Genomic DNA, 20,715 nt, shown 5'->3' on the forward strand with positions numbered 1-20,715 from the left:
CCCCACGTCCGGCCACGCCTTGAAGAAATCCGACTTCCATTACGACCTGCCGCCCGAGCTGATCGCCCAGGCGCCCTTGCCGGAGCGTTCGGCGAGCCGCCTGCTGGTGGTGCCGCCATCGCCCGCGAAGTTCGAGGACCGGGTGTTTCGCGACCTGCCGGGTCTGCTGGCCCCGGGCGACCTGCTGGTGTTCAACGACACGCGGGTGATCCCGGCGCGCCTGTACGGACAGAAGACCAGCGGCGGTCGCGTGGAGATACTGATCGAGCGATTGCTCGGCGGGCATGAGGTCCGCGCACAACTCGGCGTCAGCAAGTCGCCCAAGGCCGGCGCGCGCATCCTGCTCGATGCCGGCGGCGAGGCCGAGGTGCTGGGCCGCGAGGGCGAGTTCTACCGCCTGCGCTTCGACATCGGCGAATCGCTGGAGAAATGGCTACTCCACGCCGGACGCCTGCCGCTTCCGCCCTACATCCAGCGCGACGCCGGGCACGACGACGACACCCGCTACCAGACCGTGTTCGCCCGCGAAGTCGGCGCCGTGGCCGCCCCGACCGCCGGGCTGCATTTCGACGAAGTGCTGCTGGAGGCTCTGAAGGCGAGGGGCGTAAGTTTCGGCCACGTCACGTTGCATGTCGGCGCGGGTACGTTCCAGCCGGTGCGCGTCGACGAGTTGGACCAGCACGTGATGCACAGCGAGTGGCTCAACGTCGGCGCCGGCCTGATCGAACAGATCCGCCGCACGCGCGAGGCCGGTGGACGCGTCATCGCCGTGGGTACGACCGTCGTGCGCGCGCTGGAAAGCGCGATGCGCGAGGGAGAGCTGACGCCATACGCCGGCGAGACCCGGCTCTTCATCCTGCCGGGCTATCGGATCCGCTCGGTCGACGCCCTGATCACCAATTTCCATCTGCCCGAGAGCACCCTGTTAATGCTGGTGTCCGCCTTTACCGGCAAGTCGCGCGTGTTCGACGCCTACGCACACGCGATAGCCGAGCGCTACCGCTTCTTCTCGTACGGCGACGCGATGCTGCTGTACCCGCAGGCGGTGGAGGGCGGGGCATGAGCGCGCCTTCTTCCAGCCGCATGTCGTTCGAACTGCTGCGGACCGACGGCGCGGCGCGCCGCGGGCGCCTGACGTTCCCGCGCGGCACCGTCGAAACGCCGGCATTCATGCCGGTCGGCACCTACGGTTCGGTGAAGGGCGTGATGCCCGAGCAGGTTCGCGAACTGGGCGCCGAGATCATCCTCGGCAACACCTTCCACCTGTATCTACGCCCGGGACTGGATGTGATCGCCGACCACGGCGGCCTGCACGGCTTCGGCCGCTGGGACGGTCCGATCCTGACCGACTCGGGCGGCTTCCAGGTGTTCTCGCTGGCGCACAAGCGCAAGATCACCGAGCAGGGCGTGACCTTCGCCGCGCCTACCGACGGCAGCAAGGTGTTCCTCGGTCCCGAGGAGAGCATGCACATCCAGAAGGTGCTCGACTCGGACATCGTGATGATCTTTGACGAGTGCACGCCGTATCCGGCGACCGAGGAGGTCGCGCGCAAGTCGATGGAGCTGAGCCTGCGGTGGGCCGAGCGCAGCAAGCGCGCGCACGAAGGCAACGACGCGGCGCTGTTCGGCATCGTCCAGGGCGGCGTGCACGAGCCTTTGCGCACGCGTTCGGCGGAGGCGTTGAAGGGGATCGGTTTCGACGGGTACGCGATCGGCGGCCTGGCGGTCGGCGAGCCGGAGGCCGAGCGAAACCACATGCTCGAGCACACCTGCCCGCAATTGCCGGAGGACCGCCCGCGCTACCTGATGGGCGTGGGCCGGCCGGAAGACCTGGTCGAGGGCGTGGCCCGCGGCATCGACATGTTCGATTGCGTCATGCCTACCCGGAATGCCCGCAACGGTCACTACTTCACCTCGTTCGGCACGGTCCGCGTCCGCAACGCCAAATACGAGCGCGATACCCGGCCGATCGAGGAGGGCTGCGACTGCTACGCCTGCAGCCGCGGATTCAGCCGCAGCTACCTGCGCCACCTGGACCGTTGCGGCGAGATGCTCGCGCCGATGCTGGGCACCCTGCACAACCTGCGCTACTACCAGCGCCTGATGGCGCAGATGCGCGAGGCCATCGCCCAGGGAACCTTTGCGGCGTTCCGGGAGTCCTTCTACGCCATCCGCAACGGGGAAGGCTGATCCGGCCAGCCCCGGGAAACCCTGCCAGGCCGTGCAACGCCGGGGCCGTGGCATAATCCGACGCTATTTTTCGATTCAGGACATCCGTGATGAACCTGCTTGACCTCGTGATCTCCCCCGCCCATGCCCAGGCCGCCGGCCAGCCTGCCGGTGGCGGCATGATGACGCTGCTCTTCCCGATCCTGCTGATCGGCGTCATGTACTTCCTGATGATCCGCCCGCAGATGAAGCGCCAGAAGGAACACCGCGCCATGCTGGACAAGCTGGCCAAGGGCGACGAAGTGCTGACCAACGGCGGCATCGCCGGCACGGTCACCGACATCGGTGAGAACTTCATCACGGTCGAGATCGCCGACAGCGTGCGCATCCGCGTGCAGAAGGGCGCGATCGCCAACGTGCTGCCCAAGGGCACCTTGAAGTCGGCCTGAGCCGTCGCCAAGACCGTTTGATGCAACGGCGGCCGGATGGCCGCCGCAGGGGATGAGAGGCTTTTTTTGATGCTGACTTACGCGCGCTGGAAATACATCGTCATCCTGTTTGTGCTGGTGCTGAGCACGATTTACGCACTGCCCAACATCTTCCCGCAGGATCCGTCGGTGCAGGTCACCGCCAATCGTGGTGCCAGGATCGACGAGGCGCTGCGTGCGCGAGTCGCGGCCGATCTGACCAAGGCCGGCGTGACGCCGAAGGCGATCGAGCTGGACGACAAGAAGGGCAACCTGCTTGTCCGCCTCGGCAACCCTGACCAGCAGGTCAAGGCCGCCGACGCGCTGCGCGATCCGTTGGGCAACGACTACGTGGTCGCATTGAACCTCGCCTCGACGGTGCCGGACTGGCTGGAGAAGATCGGCGCCAAGCCGATGCTGCTCGGTCTGGACCTCCAGGGCGGCGTGCATTTCCTGATGCAGGTCGACCAGAAGGCCGCGCTCGACAAGCGGCTGGAAGCCACCGCCGAGGACGTCCGCGTGGTGCTGCGCGATGGTCACCAGCGCTACGAGTCGGTCGAACGCCGCGCCAACAACACGATCGTCGCGACGCTGGCCAGCCCCGCCGATGCCGAGCATGCGCGAGAGCTGATCGCCAAGAGCCAGGCCAACCTGCTGATGCAGGTGCAGGGCAACACCGTCTCGGCGCAGGTGACCGATGCCGAGCTGCAGCGCATGGCGGTCGAGGCGATCGAGCAGAACGTCGGCACGCTGCGTAACCGCATCAACGCGCTCGGCGTGGCCGAGCCGATCATCCAGCGCCAGGGCAGCGACCGCATCGTCGTGCAGCTGCCGGGCGTGCAGGACACCGCCCAGGCCAAGCGCATCCTCGGCGCCACCGCGACGCTGGAGTACCGCGGCGTGGTGGAGAACGTCAATGCCTACGATGCCGTCGCCACGGGCAACGTGCCGCCGGAAGGCCGCATCTATTACCGCAAGGAGCTCGGCCCCGACGGCAAGCCGATGCCGATCGTCCTCAACAAGCGCGTGATCGCGTCGGGCGACCAGCTCGTCGGCGCCACCTCGATGATGGATCAGCAGACCGGCACTCCGGCTGTGTCCGTGCGCCTGAACGGCGTCGGTGGCCAGCGCATGTTCGAGTACACCAGCGAGCACGTCGGCAAGCCGATGGCCGTGGTCTACATCGAGCGCGTGCCGGAAGTCCGCGTGGTCGACGGCAAGGAAGTGCGCACGACCAAGATCAACGAGGAAGTCATCTCGGTTGCCAACATCAACGGCGTGTTCGGCAAGGACTTCCAGACCACCGGCCTGGACAGCAGCAAGGAAGCGGCCGACTTGGCGCTGCTGCTTCGCTCGGGTTCGCTGGCGGCGCCGATGGACTTCATCGAGGAACGCATCGTCGGTCCGAGCCTGGGTCGCGAGAACGTCGAGCGCGGCCTGACCGCGGTGACGTACTCGTTCGCGTTCGCGCTGATCTTCTTCCTGTTCTACTACCGCATGTTCGGCGTCATCACCTGCCTGGCGCTGCTGCTGAACATGCTGATGCTGATCGCCGTGATGTCGCTGTTCAACGCCACGCTGACGCTGCCCGGCCTGGCCGGCATCGCGCTCACGGTGGGCATGTCGGTGGACGCCAACGTGCTGATCAACGAGCGCATACGCGAGGAGCTGAGGCTAGGGTTGCCACCGCAGACGGCGATCGCGGAAGGCTACGAGCGCGCCTCCGGCACCATCGCCGACGCGAACCTCACCGCGATCCTCGCCGGCGTCGCCCTGTTCGCCTTCGGTACCGGTCCGGTCAAGGGCTTCGCCGTGTCGATGCTGGTCGGCATCCTGACCTCGCTGTACACCGCGGTCGGCGTCTCCCGCGCCCTGGCCACGCTGTTCTATGGCGGCCGCCGCAAGCTGAAGTCCATCTGGATCTGACGGGAAGCCACGCATCATGAAACCGTTCAACGTCTTCCCCTACGACTCCAACATCAACTTCATCCGCCTGCGCTGGGTATCGCTGGGCATTGCCCTGGCGATCATGCTGGTCGCCATCGGCGCGATGGTGACCAAGGGCTTCAACTTCGCCCTGGACTTCACCGGCGGCACCGTCACCGAGCTGCGCTTCGAGCGTCCGGTGGACGTGGACGATGTCCGTGCGCGCCTGGACAAGGCGGGCTACGACAACGCCCAGGTCCAGACTTTCGGCTCGGGCAACGACCTGCTGATCCGCCTGCAGCCCAAGACGGGCGGTGCGGCGAACAACGGCAGCACGGGCGCAGACGTGCAGCGCGCGCTGGCGTTTGAAGGCAACGCGGGCAAGGTGCTGCGCAGCGAGTTCGTCGGTCCGCAGGTCGGCAAGGACCTGGCGATGAACGGCCTGTGGGCGCTGATCTTCGTGATCGTCGGCTTCCTGGCCTACATCTCGTTCCGCTTCGAGAAGAAGTTCGCCATCGCCGCGGTGCTGACCACGCTGCACGACGTCGTGGTGGTAACGGGCTGGTTCGCGTTGAGCGGGCACGAGTTCGACCTGACCGTGCTGGCCGGTGTGCTGTCGGTGATGGGTTACTCGATCAACGACACGATCGTGGTGTTCGACCGCGTCCGCGAGAACTTCCGCTCGATGCGCGCGTCGCCGGAGGAAATCCTCAACAAGTCGATCAACCAGACGCTGTCGCGTACGGTGATCACCTCGTTCGTGGCGTTCCTGACGGTGTTCGCCCTGTACCTGTACGGCGGCGGTTCGCTGCGCGGCATGGCCGAGTCGCAGATGATCGGCATCATCATCGGCACGCTGTCGTCGATCTTCGTGGCGTGCCCGCTGCTGACCATCGGCTTCCTGAAGGTCACCAAGCAGGACCTGATGCCAAAGGCCAAGGACGAAGCGGCGCTGGCGCGTCGTCCGTAAGCCGTCAGCTGCTCCATGCCCTGAAAGGCCGCGCATTGCGCGGCCTTTCTTTTGGGCTTCATGCGGCGGAAGGCGGCCTGGGTTCGGCAAAAGAAAAGCCGCGCATTTTCGCGCGGCTTCTTCAGTACCGATGGCGGGGAGCGATCAGTCGAACGCCGCCGCGTAGCCCGTGTTGACGATCTTCTGCTGCAGCACGTCGCAGATCTTCAGGTTGCCGGCGACCAGCTGGCGCGGCATGTGGCCACGCTGGTCCATCGGGCCGGTGGCGCGGCCGCGGAAATCGACCACCTTGCCGCCTGCCTCGCGGACCAGCAGCGCGCCGGCGGCGATGTCCCACGGCTTCACGCCGGCTTCGAAGTAGGCATCGGCGCGGCCGCAGGCGACATAGGCCAGGTCGAGCGCGGCCGAGCCGGTGCGGCGGATGTCCTCGGCGTCCAGCAACAGCGCGTCGACGCACTTCAGGTGGGCGCTGGTGCGCGAGCGCTCGCGCGGCGGGAAGCCGGTGATCAGCATCGCGCCGGCCAGGTCCTTGCGCTCGGCGATGCGGATCTTGCGGTCGTTGAGCATCGCGCCGCTGCCGCGGCTGGCGGTGAACAGCTCGTTGCGCAGGGGGTCGAAGATCACGCCGTGGGTCGGCTCGCCGTTCTCGACCAGGGCGATCGACACGCAGAAGTGCGGAATGCCGTGCAGGTAGTTGCTGGTGCCGTCGAGCGGATCGATGACCCAGGTGTAGCGATTGGTGCCGATCGGGCCGCTTTCCTCGCCGAGGATGGCGTAGTCGGGCGTGGAGCGGCGGAATTCCTTGATGATTTCCTTCTCGGCCAGGCCATCGACTTCGCTGGCGTAGTCCATCCGGTCCTTCTCGACCACGTTCAGTGCGTCGAGCTTGTTCATGTGCCTCAGCAACACGTTGCCGGCGGCGCGGGCGGCCTTGACCATGAGGGTGACGGCGGGTTTCTGCATGGCAAACGGCCTCGTGGGGGATGAGGTGGGGATGGACTGGCGGAGGTAAAGAGCGCGCCGGTTCGATGACCGGGGCGCGGAGTTTACCATTGCGGGACATGAGTACCGAATCCAATCCCCAAGTCCCGGCCGATCCGGCCGCCGCCGCCCGCCTGCGCATTGTCCTGGTCGGCACCCAGCACCCCGGCAACATCGGCTCGGCCGCCCGCGCGATGAAGACCATGGGCCTCACCCGGCTGGTGCTGGTGGCCCCCGAGAAAGCGCCCAATACCGAGTCCTATGCACTCGCCGCCGGCGCCGACGACGTGCTGGCCGCCGCCACGACCTGTGCCACGCTGGCTGAAGCCGTGGCCGACTGCCGGCTGGTACTGGGCTGCACGGCCCGCAGCCGCCGCATCGCACTGGAGGAGCTCGCGCCGCGCGACGCCGCCTCGCGTGCCGTCGCATCCGCCTCGGCGGCAGACGAAGTGGCGCTGGTGTTCGGACGTGAACGCACCGGCCTGGACAACGAGGAACTGCAGCTCTGCCACGCTGCCGTGCACATTCCTGCCAACCCCGACTACAGCTCGCTGAATCTGGCCGCGGCGGTGCAGGTCCTGAGCTACGAACTGCGTCTGGCTCTGCTGGCCCAGGCCCCCTCCCTGGCGCTGGAACCACGCGATCCACCGGCATCGCACGCGGAACTGGAGGGTTTCTTCGCGCAACTGGCCGAAACGCTGGATGCCATCGACTTCCACAAGGGGCGGGCGCCTGAATCGGCGTTGCGCAAGCTCCGCCGCCTGTTCCTGCGCGCCGACCTGGACGCCCGCGAGATCAGGATCCTTCGTGGCGTGCTGGCGGACGCACAGCGCATGGCGATGCTGGCGGGACAGTCTTCCCGGCGCTAGCCGACAGGCGGCCGGCCGGAGACGCGCATGCGCGAGCGGACGCTGTATCGGCCAACGTCCGTTTCGATTAGGCTGCTACCCGTCGTCACCCGACCCGGTCCTCTGCTTGATTGACAGCGCGCGCCGTACCGTCCTGCTGACCCTGTTTGTGCTGGCGGCCCTGCTGCCGGCATGGGTGTCGGCCCAGACGACGGCGACCTTGGGGTCGCACGCGGTGAGCGCCGCTCCCGACGATGGCGTACTCGTCATTGGCCGCATCAGCGACGATCCCAAGGCGCATTACGAGCAGCTCAAGCCGCTGCTCGACTACGTCGTGCCGCGCATGGCCGATGTCGGTATCCGCGAGGGCCGCATCCTGATGGCCAAGGACGTGCAGCAGATGGCGAGCTACCTGCGCCGCGGCCGCGTCGACTGGGTCACCGAAACCGCGGGCACCGCGATGCTGCTGCAGCAGCGCGCCCACGCCCAGCCGCTGCTGTTGACCGAGCGCGACGGCACCAGCCATTACCACAGCCTGTTCTTCGCCCGCCGCGACAGCGGCCTGCGTTCGCTGGACGACCTGCGCGGCCACAGCGTGGCGTTCCAGCGCTCCTCCTCGACCAGCGCCTATTTCGCGCCGGTGGCGGTGCTGCTCGGACGCGGTCTCCCACTCGAGATCCTGCTGTCGCCGACCGACCATATCGCGACGGGCGCCGTCGGCTACCTGTTCGCGCGTTCCGAGCTGAACATCTCGACCTGGGTGCACAAGCGTCTGGTCGATGTCGGCGTGATGAGCAACATCGACTGGAACAATCCGCAGCGCGTGCCGATGGCCTTCAGGCGCGACTTCGTTGTCATCGGCAAGACAGAGGACTACCCCCGTGCGGTCGAGGTCGTGCGCGAGGGCATGAACCCGCGCGTGCAGGCCCGGTTGCGTGAAGTGCTGGTCGACGCCGCCAACGATCCGGACGCAGGCGAAGCGCTGCTGCGTTTCTTCAAGACAACCCGGTTCCTCCCCATCGACCCGGCTTCGCAGCATGCGCTCGAGCGGATTTCCGCCGGCGTGGCGCGCGTCCGCGCGGAGGTGGAATGAAGGTGCGTTACGGTTTGCAGGCCAAGTTCCTGACATTGATGGGGTTGGCGCTGCTGGTGGTACTGGCGTTGATCGCGCTGCTTTGGAGCCGGCAGGAGCGCATGCAGCGCGAGGTCGAGTTCGTCAGCCGCGACGCCATGCAGAGCATGGCGGCCGAGACCCTTCGCCGCCGCGGCGAGGGCATGGTCGCGCAGTTGGCCGACTCGCTGGCCAATCCGCTCTATTACTTCGACCTGGACGCGATCGGCGTGCTGGGCCGTTCGGTGCTGCGCCAGCCGGGGACCCGTTACGTCATCGTCTATGACGGCGAGGGCGATGTCGTCCACGACGGCAGCGACGAGATCCCGAGCTACGGCAAGCGCATGGACGACCCGATGGCGTTCGAGGTGATCGCCGCGAAGAACACGCATGCGCAGTGGAGCGACGACGTCATGGACGTGTCCTCGCCGATCATGATCGGAAACGAGCGCATCGGCGGCGTCCGCGTCGGATTCGACCTGGACGCGGCGCGCACGGTCCAGGATGCCGCGGTGGCCAGTCTCCGGCATCGCCTCGAGGAACTCGGCGATCGCCACCTGGTCTGGGTGGGCGTGCTCGGCATCGGGTTGTTGGGGTTGGGCGCGGTGATGTTGTGGCTGCTGCAGCGGTTCCTGGTGAGGCCGATCAGTCAACTTGCCGATGCCGCGCGCCAGATCGAGGGCGGCCATTACGACACCGCGCTGCCGGTGGCGCGCAGCCAGGACGAGATCGGCGACCTGATCCACGCGTTCGGCCGCATGGGCCACAGTGTTGCCCGGCACGACCGCGACATCCGCCGCATGGCGTACACCGATGCGCTGACCGGCCTGGCCAACCGCCTCGCGTTCCGCGAGACGCTGGACGAACGCCTGCTGCAGTTGCGCGGCGCGGGCCGCCAGCTCGCGCTGCTGTTCGCCGACATCGACGATTTCAAGCGCGTCAACGACACGCTCGGTCACGATGCGGGCGACGAAGTGCTGCTGCACTTCTCCAACCGCATCCGCGACACCGTGCAGCGGATGGGCGGCGACGCCGCCGTGCTCGCGCGCTTCGGTGGCGACGAGTTCGTCATCCTCGTGCAGGCCGGCGTGGCGAACGACGGCGACGTGCGCGGCATCGCCACGAAGCTGGCGGAGACGATGGTGACCGAGCTCGGCCAGCCGATCCGCGTGCAGGATCGCCAGGTGTTCCTCGGTACGTCGATCGGCATCACGCTGTTCCCCGAAGATGCATCGGGCGCGACGGCGCTGATGAAGAACGGCGACATCGCGATGTACCAGGCCAAGGTTGCCGGCAAGAACTGCTACCGCTTCTACAGCCGCGCGATGGATCAGGCGGTCGAACGCCGCGTGCACCTGGAGCACGAACTGCGCGGTGCCTGGGATCGCGGCGAGTTGAGCCTGGTGTACCAGCCGGTCTATCGCCTGTCCGACGGCATGATGGTCGGCGCCGAGGCGCTGCTGCGCTGGCAGCATCCGCAGCAGGGACTGGTGGCGCCTTCGGTGTTCATCGACGTCGCCGAACAGAGCGGCCTGATCGAAACGCTGGGCCCGCAGGTGCTGCGCACCGCCTGCCGCGATGCGGTCGGCTGGCAGGGGGCGAGGGCATCGGGCGAACCGATGTTCGTGTCCGTGAATGTTTCGCCGCGGCAGTTGCGCACCGGCGATTTGCCCAAGGTCGTGTCCGAGAGCCTGGCCGATACCGGCCTGCCGGCGCGCCACCTGCACATCGAGCTGACCGAGACTGCGGTGATCGGCGACGAAGTCCATGCCAGTGCGCTGCTGTCGCAGTTGCGCACGGCCGGCGTGAAAGTATGGCTGGACGATTTCGGCACCGGTTTTTCCGGGCTGAGCCATCTGCGCCGCGTGCCGGTCGATGGCGTCAAGATCGACCGCAGCTTCATTGCTGACGTGCTCCGCGATCCAGACGACCTCGCGCTGACCACCGCCATCATCGCGATGGCGCACTCGCTCGGAATCACCGTGGTCGCCGAAGGCGTGGAACGCGAAGGCCAGTATTCGATCCTGCGCGAACGCGGCTGCGACCTTGCCCAGGGCTACTGGCTGGGCCACCCGGTGTCGAACGAAGAGTTCATGACGCTGCTGCACTGATGCGGGAGGGGCCTCGGCCCCGACGAGCGCGCGTGCGCCGGTCCTGTCATCGCGGCACAGGCGCCGGTCGTCAGTTCAACCGGTCCAGCAGTTGCGCCGCCGCCGTCGCGAGATTGCCCGAGAGGAGTCCCGCCAGCGTGACCGCCAGTCCGCCGGCCACCCAGGCGACGACCATCAGGTACCCGTCGCGTTCGAGCAGCGCCAGCGCGAACAGCAGCAGCAGGCCACCGAACACGTAGTTGGTGAACGGGATCGGCAGCGACAGCAGAAGTCCCAGCAGCATCAGCAGCAGGCCGGTGAACGAGCTGGCCGTGAAGTGATCGAGCAGCGTGGTCGCGCGTGGACGCACCACACGCTCCAGGCGTCTGAGCCAGGGAGACAGCCGCTCACGGAACCGGTTCAGCGCATGCCGGTGCGGGCCACGGCTGGCGATGAATCGCGGCAGCCACGGGCGATGCCGTCCGATCAGCAACTGCAGTCCGATCAGCATCACCAGCGGACCGCTGATCGCGCCGCCGACACCCGGAATCGGAATGAAGGCGGGCAGGGTGGCGACGAACAGCAGCATCCCGAAGGAGCGCTCGCCCAGCCCGCCGAACAGGTCGCCGAGCTGGAGGACTTCATCCGGATCGCCCACCGCAAAGGTGTCGAGCAGGGCGCGCGTGCCGGCTTCCGGTTGCGTCTCGTGATCAGCCCGATGCTTCATGTTCGTCCGTGTCGGGTTCAACGCGCTTGTTCAGCAGCAGCTTGTCGATGCGGGGGCCGTCGAGGTCGACCACCTCGATGCGCCATGTCCCCCAGTCGAAGAACTCGCCGACGTACGGGATGCGTCCGAAGTGGGCGATGACCATGCCGGCGGCTGTATGGAAGTCGTGCTGCTCCTCGTCGGGCAACGCGCCACCGCCGACGAGCTCGCGCAGGTCCTCGATCGGCAGTGCGCCATCGAGCAGGTAGGACCCGTCTGCACGTTCCACCACCGGGCCAGCGCTGTCCTCCTCCTCGGGCGACAGGTGCTTGCCGGCTTGACCCACGACGGTGTGGATGCGGCCCACGACGGCGTCCATCAGGTCGGCGATGGTGACGATGCCGCTGATCTCGCCGTACTCGTCGACCACCAGCGCCAGCGACTGCTGCTCCTCGCGGAAGATCTCCAGCAGCTTCATCGCGTGGGTCGACTCGGAGACGAACAACGGCTCGCGCAGCTCCTTGAAAAGATCAGGCGCCTTCTCGTCGAGCCGGTCGAGCAGTGACTTGACCTCCAGGATGCCGAGCACATCGCTGTCGTCGCCCCGGTAGACCGGGTAACGCGAGAACGGCGTCTCGCGCATGGCCGCGAGGTTCTCGGCGAAGTCGGCGGCGGCATCGAGCCAGGCGATGCGCATGCGGGGGGTCATCAGGCTTTCTGCGCTGCGGTCGCCCAGCCCGAGCACTCGGTTCATCATCTTGCGCTCGTCGGCATCAATGACTCCCTGCTCGTGGCTTTCGGTCACCAGGAGCCGGATTTCCTCTTCGCTGATGGCGCTGCGGGCGTCGTCCTTGATGCCGAGCACGCGCAGCACGGCGCGGTTGATCGCGCCGAGCGCGGCCACGATCGGACGGGCGGCGCGCGACAGCCAGTACAAGGGCAGTGCGACGGCGCTGGCGATGCGCTCGGCATTGGTCAGCGCCAGGCGCTTGGGAATGAGCTCGCCGAAGATCACCGAAGCAGCCGTGATCAGGCTGACCGCCGTGCCCAGGCCAATGGCGCGGGCGTACTGGGTCGCATCCGGCCACATGCCCTGCAGCCATCCGGCGATGACCAGACCGATGGATTCACCGCCGAACGTGCCGGTGAGGATGCCGATCGAGGTGATGCCCACCTGGACGGTCGACAGCAGGTTGTCGGGGTGCTCGGCCAGTTCGAGGGCGACGCGTGCGCCGCGGCTGGTCTCGGCCATCTGCTTCAGGCGCAGTTTGCGCGACGTCATCAGTGCCATCTCCGACAGGGCGAAGAAGGCGTTGAGGACGATCAGGGCGAGGACGATCAGCAGCTCCAGCATGGGGTCCGTTCCGGAGGGGCTGGGCGGCGGGAGGGGCGACGGTCAGTCGGGGGACACAGGGCAGGCGGCAGTCTTGGGTCGTCGTCCATCGGGTCGAAGTGCCAGAGGCTCTGGCTTGGAAAGTCCCGGCCATCTTAACAGGCCATCTCGAACCACCCCCGTGAAGGGTCCGTGGAGCCGGCGGACGCGCGGAAATGACGCCAAACCGTCATAATCGCGCCCGCTGACCCCACCGCGCGCCCCCTTTGGCGCACCACGAGGCACCTGACGCATGTTCTCCCTGCAAACGATTTTCGGCCAAGGCAACCAGTTCTACACGCTGCTGGAAGAGGCGGCCGTCGCCGCCCACGACAGCACCAAGGCCCTGCACACCATGCTGAAGGAAGCCGACCGGCAGCCGGCGTTGGACGCCTTCAAGCTCGCCCGTCAGCGCGAGCGCAGCGCCGCCGACAAGATCAGCCAGGAACTAGTGAACAGCTTCATCACCCCGATCGAGCGCGAGGACATCGAGGCGCTGGGGACGGCTCTGTACAAGATCCCGAAGCAGGTCGAGAAGTTCGCCGACCGCTACGCGCTCGCGATCCGCCACCTTGAAGGCATCGACTTCGCCCCGCGCGCGGCGATGCTCGAGCAGGCCGCCGCGGTGGTGGTGAAGATGGTCCACCAGGTGCGCGACATGAAGCTGGAGCCGATGAAGGCCCTGAACGACCAGCTGCGTTCGATCGAGAACGAAGCCGACCGCCTGATGCTCGAGCTGTACCGCGACATCTATTCCGGTCGCCTCGACAACCTGCAGATGTTCCTGCTCAAGGAGTTCTTCGAGATCCTCGAGAAGGCCATCGACCGCTGCCGCGAAGCGGGCACGGTCGCCTACGAAATCGTGCTGAAGAATTCCTAAGGGGCCGGGCCGATGTTGACCCTGGTCCTGGTCGTGGTACTCGCGGCGCTGATCTTCGAGTACATCAACGGCTTCCACGACACCGCCAACTCGATCGCGACCGTGGTCGCGACCAAGGTGCTGTCGCCGATGCAGGCGGTCATGCTGGCCGCGGCAACCAACCTGATCGGTGCGCTTTGGGGCACCGCCGTGGCCAAGACGATCGCTTCCGGCCTGCTCGATTCGGGCGTGGTTGAAGTGACGTCGCAACTGATCCTGTGCGCGCTCGGCGGCGGCATCGTCTGGAACCTGATCACGTGGGCGCTGGGCCTGCCGTCGTCTTCGTCACACGCGTTGATCGGCGGCCTGTGCGGCGCGGCGTTCGCCGCGGCGATGAACAATCCGCACGCGATCATCTGGTCTGAACCGGCCGATCCGTGGTTCAAGAGCGCAGGCCTGTTGTGGAAGGTCGTGGTGCCGATGGTGAGTTCGCCACTGCTCGGTTTCAGCGCCGGCTTCCTGGTGATGGGCATCCTGTTCGCGATCATCTCCGGCATGGCCTCCAGCGGCGGCCTGCTGGCGCGGCTGGCGCGCCCGCGATGGGTCAACGCCTTCTTCGGCAAGGCGCAGCTGGCCTCGGCGGCGTACATGGGCTTCGCGCACGGCTCGAATGACGCGCAGAAGACCATGGGCATCATCGCGCTGGCGCTGGTCAGCGCACAGGCCGCGGGCACGCTCGACAACCTGCCTTCGTGGCTGGCATTCCTGCATCCGTCACAGAACGCGATCGTCAACAAGGACATCGACACCTGGATCAAGCTCACCTGCGCCGTGGTGATGGCCGCCGGTACCGCCGCGGGCGGCTGGCGCATCATCAAGACGCTGGGCCACAAGCTGGTGAAGCTGCATCCCATCCACGGCTTCGCCGCGGAAGCCAGTGCGGCCACGGTGATCACGCTGGCATCGTCGCTCGGCATCCCGGTGTCGACCACGCACAACATCTCCGCCGCGATCATGGGCGTGGGCACGGCCAAGCGTTTCAACGCGATCAAATGGACGGTGGTTGAGCGCATGCTCTGGGCCTGGATCCTGACGATCCCGGCGGCAGGTGGCATCGCTTACCTGTTCTACAAGTTGCTGTCGGTCGCGGGCTGGGCCTGAGTCCGGCGCTTCGCGAGCAAACAAAAAAGGCCCGCGCGAGCGGGCCTTTTCATTTGCAGGAGTGGAACGCTCAGAACAGATCGCCGCCCGCCGAAAGCATGCGCTCCATGCGATCGCCGAGCCCGCCAATCTCCAGCACCAGGCGGTCGATCTCGGCGGCATCCAGGCCGTCATAGGGACGGTTCTCGCACAGTTGCAGGTGCGGAATGCCATCGAGGTCGCCGATGGCGAGGTAACCGACCCGGCTCTGCCAGTTGAAGATCAGCGCGCGCTTGGCGTCCAGGCCGGTGATCGGTGCGACGGCGGTGCTGACGCGCAGGTAGGGACGGCCGTCGTCGTCGTCGAGTTCGGACAGGAAGATCGCCTGGTGGCGCGTACCCTGTTCCAGGGACAGCTCGATGCAGAGCACATCCACATCATGCTCGGTCACGCGGAAATCGCTGGTCTTGATGTGGCGGCGGATCGAGTCGAAATTACGCACGGATGGCTCCTGCCGATGGTTGCCCCGGTATGCTACCGCGATGAGCAATCAAGATGCCGCGAGGAACGCGGAGCGCATCCTGGCCGCCATTCGCGCGATTCCGCGCGGCGAGGTCGCAGGTTACGGCGAGGTGGCCCGCCGCGCCGGACTGCCCGGGCGCGCGCGACTGGTGGCTCGCCTGCTCAGCGAGAATGGCGACCGCGACCTGCCCTGGCATCGCGTAATGCGGTCGGACGGGCGAATCGCCTTCCCGGAAGGGTCCAAGGGCTTTCGTGAACAGAGCCAGCGACTGCGCGCCGAAGGCGTGCACGTGGAGGCTGGGCGCGTGCGTGGCCTGCGAGCTGCGGCGACGCTGGACGAGCAGATGTGGGGCGAAGGCATGCATGCCGAAACCGCGGCTCCCCGCAAGGCGCGCAGGGCACCGGCGAAGGCACGCGTGAAGTAGGCCGGAACCTGACGTTCGCCGGCCGCCAGCGCGACCCCGACCGGTTACCATGCGCGCTCACCAGGAGCCGCAATGTTTTCCAACCTCCCCCCCGTCACCAAGGCGTTGCTGATCGCCAACGGCCTGGTCTTCCTGTTGCAGTGGGCGCTGGGCGATGCCGCCCTTGCCCAGTTCATGCTGTGGCCGCCCGGTGGCGGCGATCCGTACTCCTATACGTTCCTGCCGTGGCAGATCCTGACCTACGGCTTCATGCACGGCGGCATCGCGCATCTGCTGTTCAACATGCTGGCGCTGGCGATGTTCGGTGCGCCGCTGGAGCATGTGTGGGGGCAGCGCCGCTACCTGACCTATTACCTGGTGTGCGTCGCCGGTGCCGCCGCCTGCCAGCTCGCTGTGGGTTACTGGACGGTGTCGCAGGGTGGCGAGGCCTATCCGACGGTCGGCGCCTCCGGCGGCGTCTTCGGCCTGCTGCTGGCATACGGCATGCTGTTCCCCAACCAGCGCGTGATGCTGCTGATTCCGCCGATCCCGATGAAGGCGCGCACGCTGGTGATCGTCTACGGCGTCGTCGAACTGCTGATGGGCATCACCAACGTCATGCCGGGCGTCGCGCATTTCGCCCACCTGGGCGGCATGTTGTTCGGCTGGCTGCTGATCCGTTACTGGCGCGGGCAGCCGCCGTTCGGCAAGCGTCCGCCGCCGCGGCCGCGCATCGTGCGATGACCGGTGAAAGAAAACGGCGCGAGTCCCGCGCCGTTTTCTTTTTGTCACGTCATTGAATGCGAACTACGGGAACAGCTTGATTTGCCGGTCCGCCGCCGCCTGCATCGGTGAACCCGCCTTGCAGCCGAACGCCTCACCGAAGCCGGTCTGGCTCATCAACGGCGCGTTCGCGCGCCACTGGCCCGGGGCATGCACGTCGGTCGCGGCGCGTTCGCTGGCCGCGGCGGGACTGAGGTTCTCCGCCCACAGCGAAGCCCAGCCCTTGTAGAAGTCCTGCTGCGCGGTCTTGCTGGCCGAGGATTGCGCGTTGCGGTAGGCCGCCCAGGCGAGTTCGACGCCGGCCAGGTCCGCGATGGCGTCGTCGCGCACCTGTGTGCCGTTCACGCGCGTGCCGGACAGGCCGGTGTAGGCAAAACCGCCGTACTGCGCGGCGATGCGATTGCCGAATGCATCCCATGCGCTGGTTTCCGCCGGTGTCCACCAGTCGCGCAGTTCCTGCTTCGCGTCGACCAGTCGGCCGCGGTTGTCGAAGCCATGACTGAGTTCGTGCCCGACCAGCGCTCCGAACGCGCCGTACTGCGCCGCAATGTCCTTTCCGGTGTCGAGTACCGGCGGCTGCAGCATCGCGGCGGTGACGATCAGGCGGTTCTGCGCGATGTCGTAGGCGAGGGCCGGTTGCTGCGGCAGCACGTCCCAGCGACGGTCGGCGTTGCCGCGGCCAATGCGCTTCATCTCTTCGCGATGGCGCCAGGTCGAGGCGATCAGCATGTTGCTGCCGAAGCTGCCTCGTCCCATTGGTTGCACGGAGTAGTCGAGGTCGCGTTTGGGAGCGCCGATCTCGATGCCGAGCCTGTCGAGCTTGGCTTTCGCTTCGGTCTTCGCCGCAGCGCTGAAGCGGCTGTCGCGATCGATCGCGGCGCCGAGCGCAGCGCGTACCTGCGTCGCGATCTCCTCGGCGCGCGAACGCGTTGCCGCCGGCAGGTAGCGGTTGACGTACTCGCGTCCCAGCATCGGGCCGGCGGCGAGGTTGATCGCATCCAGCACCGCCTGTTGCCGCGACGGCGCCGGAAGGCCGGTCAGCACGCGGCCGCGGAAGTCGTACTCGGCATCGCGGAAAGGTTTTGCCAGGTATGGCGCCATCGCATCGCCGACACGCCAGCGCAGATAGGCCTTCCACTGGTCCGGCTTGAGGCTGCCGGCCAGGTTGTCGAGTTGCGCGAACAGCGCCGGATTGGCGATCGACACGCTGTCGTCCTTGACGCCCTGTACCTTCAGGAAGTCGCCCAGTTGCAGTCGCTTGTACTGTTTGGCGAGCTTGCTGGTTTCAACGGGGGCGAAGTTGTTGCGCGGGGTGCGCAGATCGATCAGGGGTCGCGAAGCCTGCGCGATCCGCGTTTCCAGGTCGACGACCAGACGCGCTTCGGCCGCCACCTTGTCGGGCGATGTGCCGGTCAGCGCGAGGATCTTCTCGACGTAGGTGGTGTACTGGCCCAGCAGTGCGCGAGTCTCGGCATCGCCGCGCGTGTAGTAGGCGGGGTCGGGCAGGCCGAGGCCGCCCTGGCTGAGGTAGCCAATGTGGCGGGTCAGGTCGCGCAGGTCGATGTCGGCGCCGAAGTTGAAGACGACCGGAATGCCGACCTGATGCAGCGCGGCGATCGAAGCCGGAATGTCCTTGGCGCTCTTGATCGCGTTGATGCGGCCCAGCAGCGGAGCGATCGGCTGGGCGCCGTCACGCTCGACGGCAGCTTCATCCAGACCGCTCGCCCAGAAGTCGCCGAGCAGCTTCTGCACTTCGCCTTGCGGCGCCGTCATCGCACCTTGCAGCAGTTCGATCTGCTGGGTTCGCGCGCGATCGTTCAGTTGACCCAACGCCGACACCGACGCTGCGCCGCCGGACGGCAGCGGATGCGCGCGCAGCCAATCGCTGTTGGCGTAGGCATAGAAGTCGCTGCAGGCATTGGCGGCTGCGGGCGCCTTTCCCTTGGCGGGCGCGCGCTTCTTGGCGGCGCCGGCATCGGGGGCGGTCAGGCCGGTAGCCAAGGCGAGGACGAGGGCGCAGGCAAACGGACGAGGAGTCATCGCGGGTCATCCATGCGGTCGTGACGGCCGAGTGTAGCAACGGCTTTTTGGAGGCCATGTGCACGCCAGGCGAAGGCGCATGCCGGCGTTCAGGAGCGGTCGCGCCAAAACAAAAGGCCCGGGATTCCCGGGCCTTTTGCTGCTGCTTAGGTGTGTAACGCGATTACCAGATGACGACCTGATTGTCGCCCTCGCGGACCATCGGCTGGCCCGGCTTGCACGAGAACGCTGCGGCGAAGGCCGGCAGGTTCGACGGCGCGCCGATCGCACGGAAGTTGGCCGGTGCGTGCTCGTCGGTGTTGACGCGCAGCTTCAGCTCGTCTTCCGTGAAGTTGCGGCGCCACACGGTGCCCCAGTTGAGGAAGAAGCGCTGGTCGCGGGTCAGGCCGTCGGTCTTCGGATCGTCCTTGCCTTCGGTCGCCTTCTTCATCGCGTCGTAGGCCGTGGCCAAGCCGCCCAGGTCGGCGATGTTCTCGCCGAGGGTCAGGTCACCCTTGACCTTCAGGCCAGGCGCGGCCTCGTACCCGTTGAACTGGGCGACGAGCTTGTCGGTGCGGCCGCTGAAGCCCTTGGCGTCCGCCGGCGTCCACCAGTTCTCGAAGTTGCCAGCCGGTCCGAAGCGGCTGCCCTGGTCGTCGTAGCCGTGCGTCATCTCGTGGCCGATCACCGCGCCGATGCCGCCGTAGTTGGTGGCGTCGTCGGCATTCGGGTCGAAGAACGGCGGCTGCAGGATGGCGGCCGGGAACACGATCTCGTTCTGCAGCGGGTTGTAGTAGGCGTTCACCATCTGCGGCGGCATGCCCCATTCGGTGCGGTCGACCGGCTTGCCGATCTTGCCCATCATCCACTTGTAGTTGAACTCGTTGGCGGCCAGCACGTTGCCGATGTAGCTGTCGCGGCCGGTGCTCAGGCCGTTCCACTCACGCCACTTGTCCGGGTAGCCGATCTTCGGGGTGAAGGCGGCCCACTTGTCCATCGCCTTCTTCTTGGTGTCGTCGCTCATCCAGGCGAGGTTCTGGATGCGGCCCTTCAGCGCCTCGGACAGGTTCTTCACCAGTTCCTGCATGCGCGCCTTCGATTCCGCCGGGAACGCGACCTTGACGTACATCTGGCCCAGCGCTTCGCCGGCCTGCTGCTCGATCGTCGACAGCACGCGCTTGCCGCGCTCCTTCAGCTCCTTCTGACCGCGCATGGTCTTGTTGTAGAAGTTGAAGTTCTCCTCGACGAACGCGTCGGAGAGATACGGCGAAGCCTGGTCGATGGTGTGGAAGCGCAGGTACGACTGCCACTGCGCTGCCGGCACTTCGTCGAGCATCGCGCTGACTTCCTTGAAGAAGCCCGGCATCGCCAGCGAGAACATCTGCGGCACGGCCACGCCCTGCGACTCGATGAACTTGGTCCACGGGAAGTTCGGCGTCAGCTTGTCGGCGTCGGCCGGGCTGACCGGGTTGTAGTACAGCGAGACGTCGCGCTGCAGCGTCACCTTGTCGGTCGAAGCCTTGGCCAGGCGGGTCTCGAACGCGATCACGTCCTTGGCCTGCTTGGCGGCGTCGGCGGCCGGAACGCCGCTCAGCTCCAGCACCTTGGCGACGTGCTGCTCGTAGGCGGCCAGCTTGTCCTTCTTGTCGGCGTCGAAGTAGTAGGGCTTGTCAGGCAGGCCCAGGCCGCCCTGCGAGGCGTAGGCGATGTTGTTCTTGGAATCCTTGAAGTCGGCTTCCGGGCTGAAGCCGAACAGCACGTTCTCGCCCTTGGCCGCGCTGGTGCGCAGGAAGTCGACGATCTTGTCCTTGCTGTCGAGCGTGGCGATCGTGTCGAGTTGCGGCTTCAGCGGCTCGATGCCCTGGGCGTTGATCTTGGCCTGGTCCATGCCGGTGGCCCAGAAGTCGCCGACGATCTTCTCGACGCCGGCGGCCTTGGTGTCGGCAGCGGCCTGCTCGGCGAGCTGGCGCTGCACGCCGATCGAACGCTCGTTGAGCATTTCGAAGGCGCCCCACGAGGTGCGGTCGCCCGGGATCGGGTTCGCCGCCAGCCACTTGCCGTTGACGTATCCGCCGAAGTCGGAGCACGCGTCCTTGGTGCTGTCGAGGTCGGCGACCGCGAAGCGGTTGACGCCCGGCAGCTTGCTTTCGTCGAGCTTGTAGGCGGCGGCTTCGGCCGGCTTGGCGGCATCGGCGGCCGGTGCGGCTTCTTCCTTCTTGGCGCACGCCGACAATGCGGCGGCGACGGCGACGGACAGCATCAGGACTTTGGGTTTGTTGAGGCTCACAAAGGGCTCCGGCCGGACTGGCGGTTGAGGTCTGGGACTGCTGCAGCCCCAGGGTCCGGGG

Annotated in this window: 18 protein-coding genes; 12 read left to right on the forward strand and 6 right to left on the reverse strand. The window is 66.8% G+C overall.

From position 1 onward, the window contains the following. The first annotated feature begins 19 nt into the window (after positions 1 to 19). The 5 genes from queA (at position 20) to secF (ending at position 5,532) form a co-directional block, all read left to right on the forward strand. Positions 20 to 1,063 (forward strand): tRNA preQ1(34) S-adenosylmethionine ribosyltransferase-isomerase QueA, encoded by a 1,044-nt coding sequence (queA, locus tag IU514_RS02165; protein WP_194929544.1) that lies wholly within the window; start codon positions 20 to 22, stop codon positions 1,061 to 1,063. Beyond that, positions 1,060 to 2,190 carry a tRNA guanosine(34) transglycosylase Tgt gene (gene tgt / locus IU514_RS02170; RefSeq protein ID WP_228760406.1) on the forward strand — a complete coding sequence of 377 codons (1,131 nt, stop codon included), beginning with the start codon at positions 1,060 to 1,062 and terminating at the stop codon, positions 2,188 to 2,190. Before queA ends, tgt begins: the two co-directional genes overlap by 4 nt. 89 nt (positions 2,191 to 2,279) lie before the next feature. Further along, a complete protein-coding gene (yajC, locus tag IU514_RS02175; RefSeq protein ID WP_194929410.1) occupies positions 2,280 to 2,618 on the forward strand; it encodes a preprotein translocase subunit YajC in 339 nt (112 codons plus the stop codon). A gap of 69 nt (positions 2,619 to 2,687) precedes the next feature. Further along, complete coding sequence (gene secD, locus IU514_RS02180; protein ID WP_194929411.1) at positions 2,688 to 4,562, forward strand: protein translocase subunit SecD; 1,875 nt, start codon at positions 2,688 to 2,690, stop codon at positions 4,560 to 4,562. Positions 4,563 to 4,578: 16 nt separating this feature from the next. Continuing rightward, positions 4,579 to 5,532, forward strand: coding sequence for a protein translocase subunit SecF (secF, locus tag IU514_RS02185; protein ID WP_194929412.1), 954 nt, complete (start codon positions 4,579 to 4,581; stop codon positions 5,530 to 5,532). 144 nt (positions 5,533 to 5,676) lie between these two features. Here secF and IU514_RS02190 read toward each other — a convergent pair whose 3' ends face one another. After that, on the reverse strand, positions 5,677 to 6,495 hold the full coding sequence (locus tag IU514_RS02190) for an inositol monophosphatase family protein (RefSeq protein WP_194929413.1): 819 nt from the start codon (positions 6,493 to 6,495) through the stop codon (positions 5,677 to 5,679). A gap of 98 nt (positions 6,496 to 6,593) precedes the next feature. Between IU514_RS02190 and IU514_RS02195 the strand changes: the two genes are divergently transcribed. From IU514_RS02195 to IU514_RS02205, 3 genes are all read left to right on the forward strand, one after another. Beyond that, positions 6,594 to 7,382, forward strand: a complete 789-nt coding sequence (locus IU514_RS02195; RefSeq protein WP_194929414.1) for an RNA methyltransferase — start codon at positions 6,594 to 6,596, stop codon at positions 7,380 to 7,382. 142 nt (positions 7,383 to 7,524) lie between these two features. Beyond that, complete coding sequence (locus tag IU514_RS02200) at positions 7,525 to 8,454, forward strand: phosphate/phosphite/phosphonate ABC transporter substrate-binding protein (RefSeq protein ID WP_386760581.1); 930 nt, start codon at positions 7,525 to 7,527, stop codon at positions 8,452 to 8,454. Beyond that, positions 8,451 to 10,583: a putative bifunctional diguanylate cyclase/phosphodiesterase gene (locus IU514_RS02205; RefSeq protein WP_194929415.1), complete on the forward strand. Its 2,133-nt coding sequence runs from the start codon at positions 8,451 to 8,453 to the stop codon at positions 10,581 to 10,583. The genes IU514_RS02200 and IU514_RS02205 overlap by 4 nt, the downstream gene beginning before the upstream one ends. Positions 10,584 to 10,653: 70 nt before the next feature. Here IU514_RS02205 and IU514_RS02210 read toward each other — a convergent pair whose 3' ends face one another. Both IU514_RS02210 and IU514_RS02215 read right to left on the reverse strand, forming a co-directional pair. Continuing rightward, positions 10,654 to 11,289, reverse strand: coding sequence for an exopolysaccharide biosynthesis protein (locus IU514_RS02210; protein ID WP_194929416.1), 636 nt, complete (start codon positions 11,287 to 11,289; stop codon positions 10,654 to 10,656). Further along, on the reverse strand, positions 11,273 to 12,622 hold the full coding sequence (locus tag IU514_RS02215) for a hemolysin family protein (RefSeq protein WP_194929417.1): 1,350 nt from the start codon (positions 12,620 to 12,622) through the stop codon (positions 11,273 to 11,275). The genes IU514_RS02210 and IU514_RS02215 overlap by 17 nt, the downstream gene beginning before the upstream one ends. Before the next feature lie 271 nt (positions 12,623 to 12,893). Here IU514_RS02215 and IU514_RS02220 point away from each other — a divergent pair, with 271 nt between their 5' ends. Both IU514_RS02220 and IU514_RS02225 read left to right on the forward strand, forming a co-directional pair. Next, positions 12,894 to 13,520 carry a DUF47 domain-containing protein gene (locus tag IU514_RS02220; protein WP_194929418.1) on the forward strand — a complete coding sequence of 209 codons (627 nt, stop codon included), beginning with the start codon at positions 12,894 to 12,896 and terminating at the stop codon, positions 13,518 to 13,520. 12 nt (positions 13,521 to 13,532) lie between these two features. After that, positions 13,533 to 14,660, forward strand: coding sequence for an inorganic phosphate transporter (locus IU514_RS02225; RefSeq protein ID WP_194929419.1), 1,128 nt, complete (start codon positions 13,533 to 13,535; stop codon positions 14,658 to 14,660). A gap of 70 nt (positions 14,661 to 14,730) precedes the next feature. Here IU514_RS02225 and IU514_RS02230 read toward each other — a convergent pair whose 3' ends face one another. Continuing rightward, positions 14,731 to 15,141 carry a hypothetical protein gene (locus IU514_RS02230; protein WP_194929420.1) on the reverse strand — a complete coding sequence of 137 codons (411 nt, stop codon included), beginning with the start codon at positions 15,139 to 15,141 and terminating at the stop codon, positions 14,731 to 14,733. A 40-nt stretch (positions 15,142 to 15,181) separates the two neighbouring features. Between IU514_RS02230 and IU514_RS02235 the strand changes: the two genes are divergently transcribed. Next, positions 15,182 to 15,586, forward strand: coding sequence for an MGMT family protein (locus IU514_RS02235; protein WP_194929421.1), 405 nt, complete (start codon positions 15,182 to 15,184; stop codon positions 15,584 to 15,586). A gap of 72 nt (positions 15,587 to 15,658) precedes the next feature. Next, entirely contained in the window at positions 15,659 to 16,309 is a 651-nt protein-coding gene (locus IU514_RS02240) for a rhomboid family intramembrane serine protease (RefSeq protein WP_194929422.1), read from the forward strand. Between the two features lie 63 nt (positions 16,310 to 16,372). On the opposite strand, the gene IU514_RS02245 is transcribed toward IU514_RS02240, so the two are convergent. Both IU514_RS02245 and IU514_RS02250 read right to left on the reverse strand, forming a co-directional pair. Then, positions 16,373 to 18,388, reverse strand: coding sequence for a M13 family metallopeptidase (locus IU514_RS02245; RefSeq protein ID WP_194929423.1), 2,016 nt, complete (start codon positions 18,386 to 18,388; stop codon positions 16,373 to 16,375). Between the two features lie 163 nt (positions 18,389 to 18,551). Then, a complete protein-coding gene (locus IU514_RS02250) occupies positions 18,552 to 20,630 on the reverse strand; it encodes a M13 family metallopeptidase (RefSeq protein WP_194929547.1) in 2,079 nt (692 codons plus the stop codon). Positions 20,631 to 20,715: the final 85 nt, after the last annotated feature.

The sequence above is a fragment of the Lysobacter niastensis genome, from assembly GCF_015453285.1.
Classification (GTDB): domain Bacteria; phylum Pseudomonadota; class Gammaproteobacteria; order Xanthomonadales; family Xanthomonadaceae; genus Lysobacter_J; species Lysobacter_J niastensis.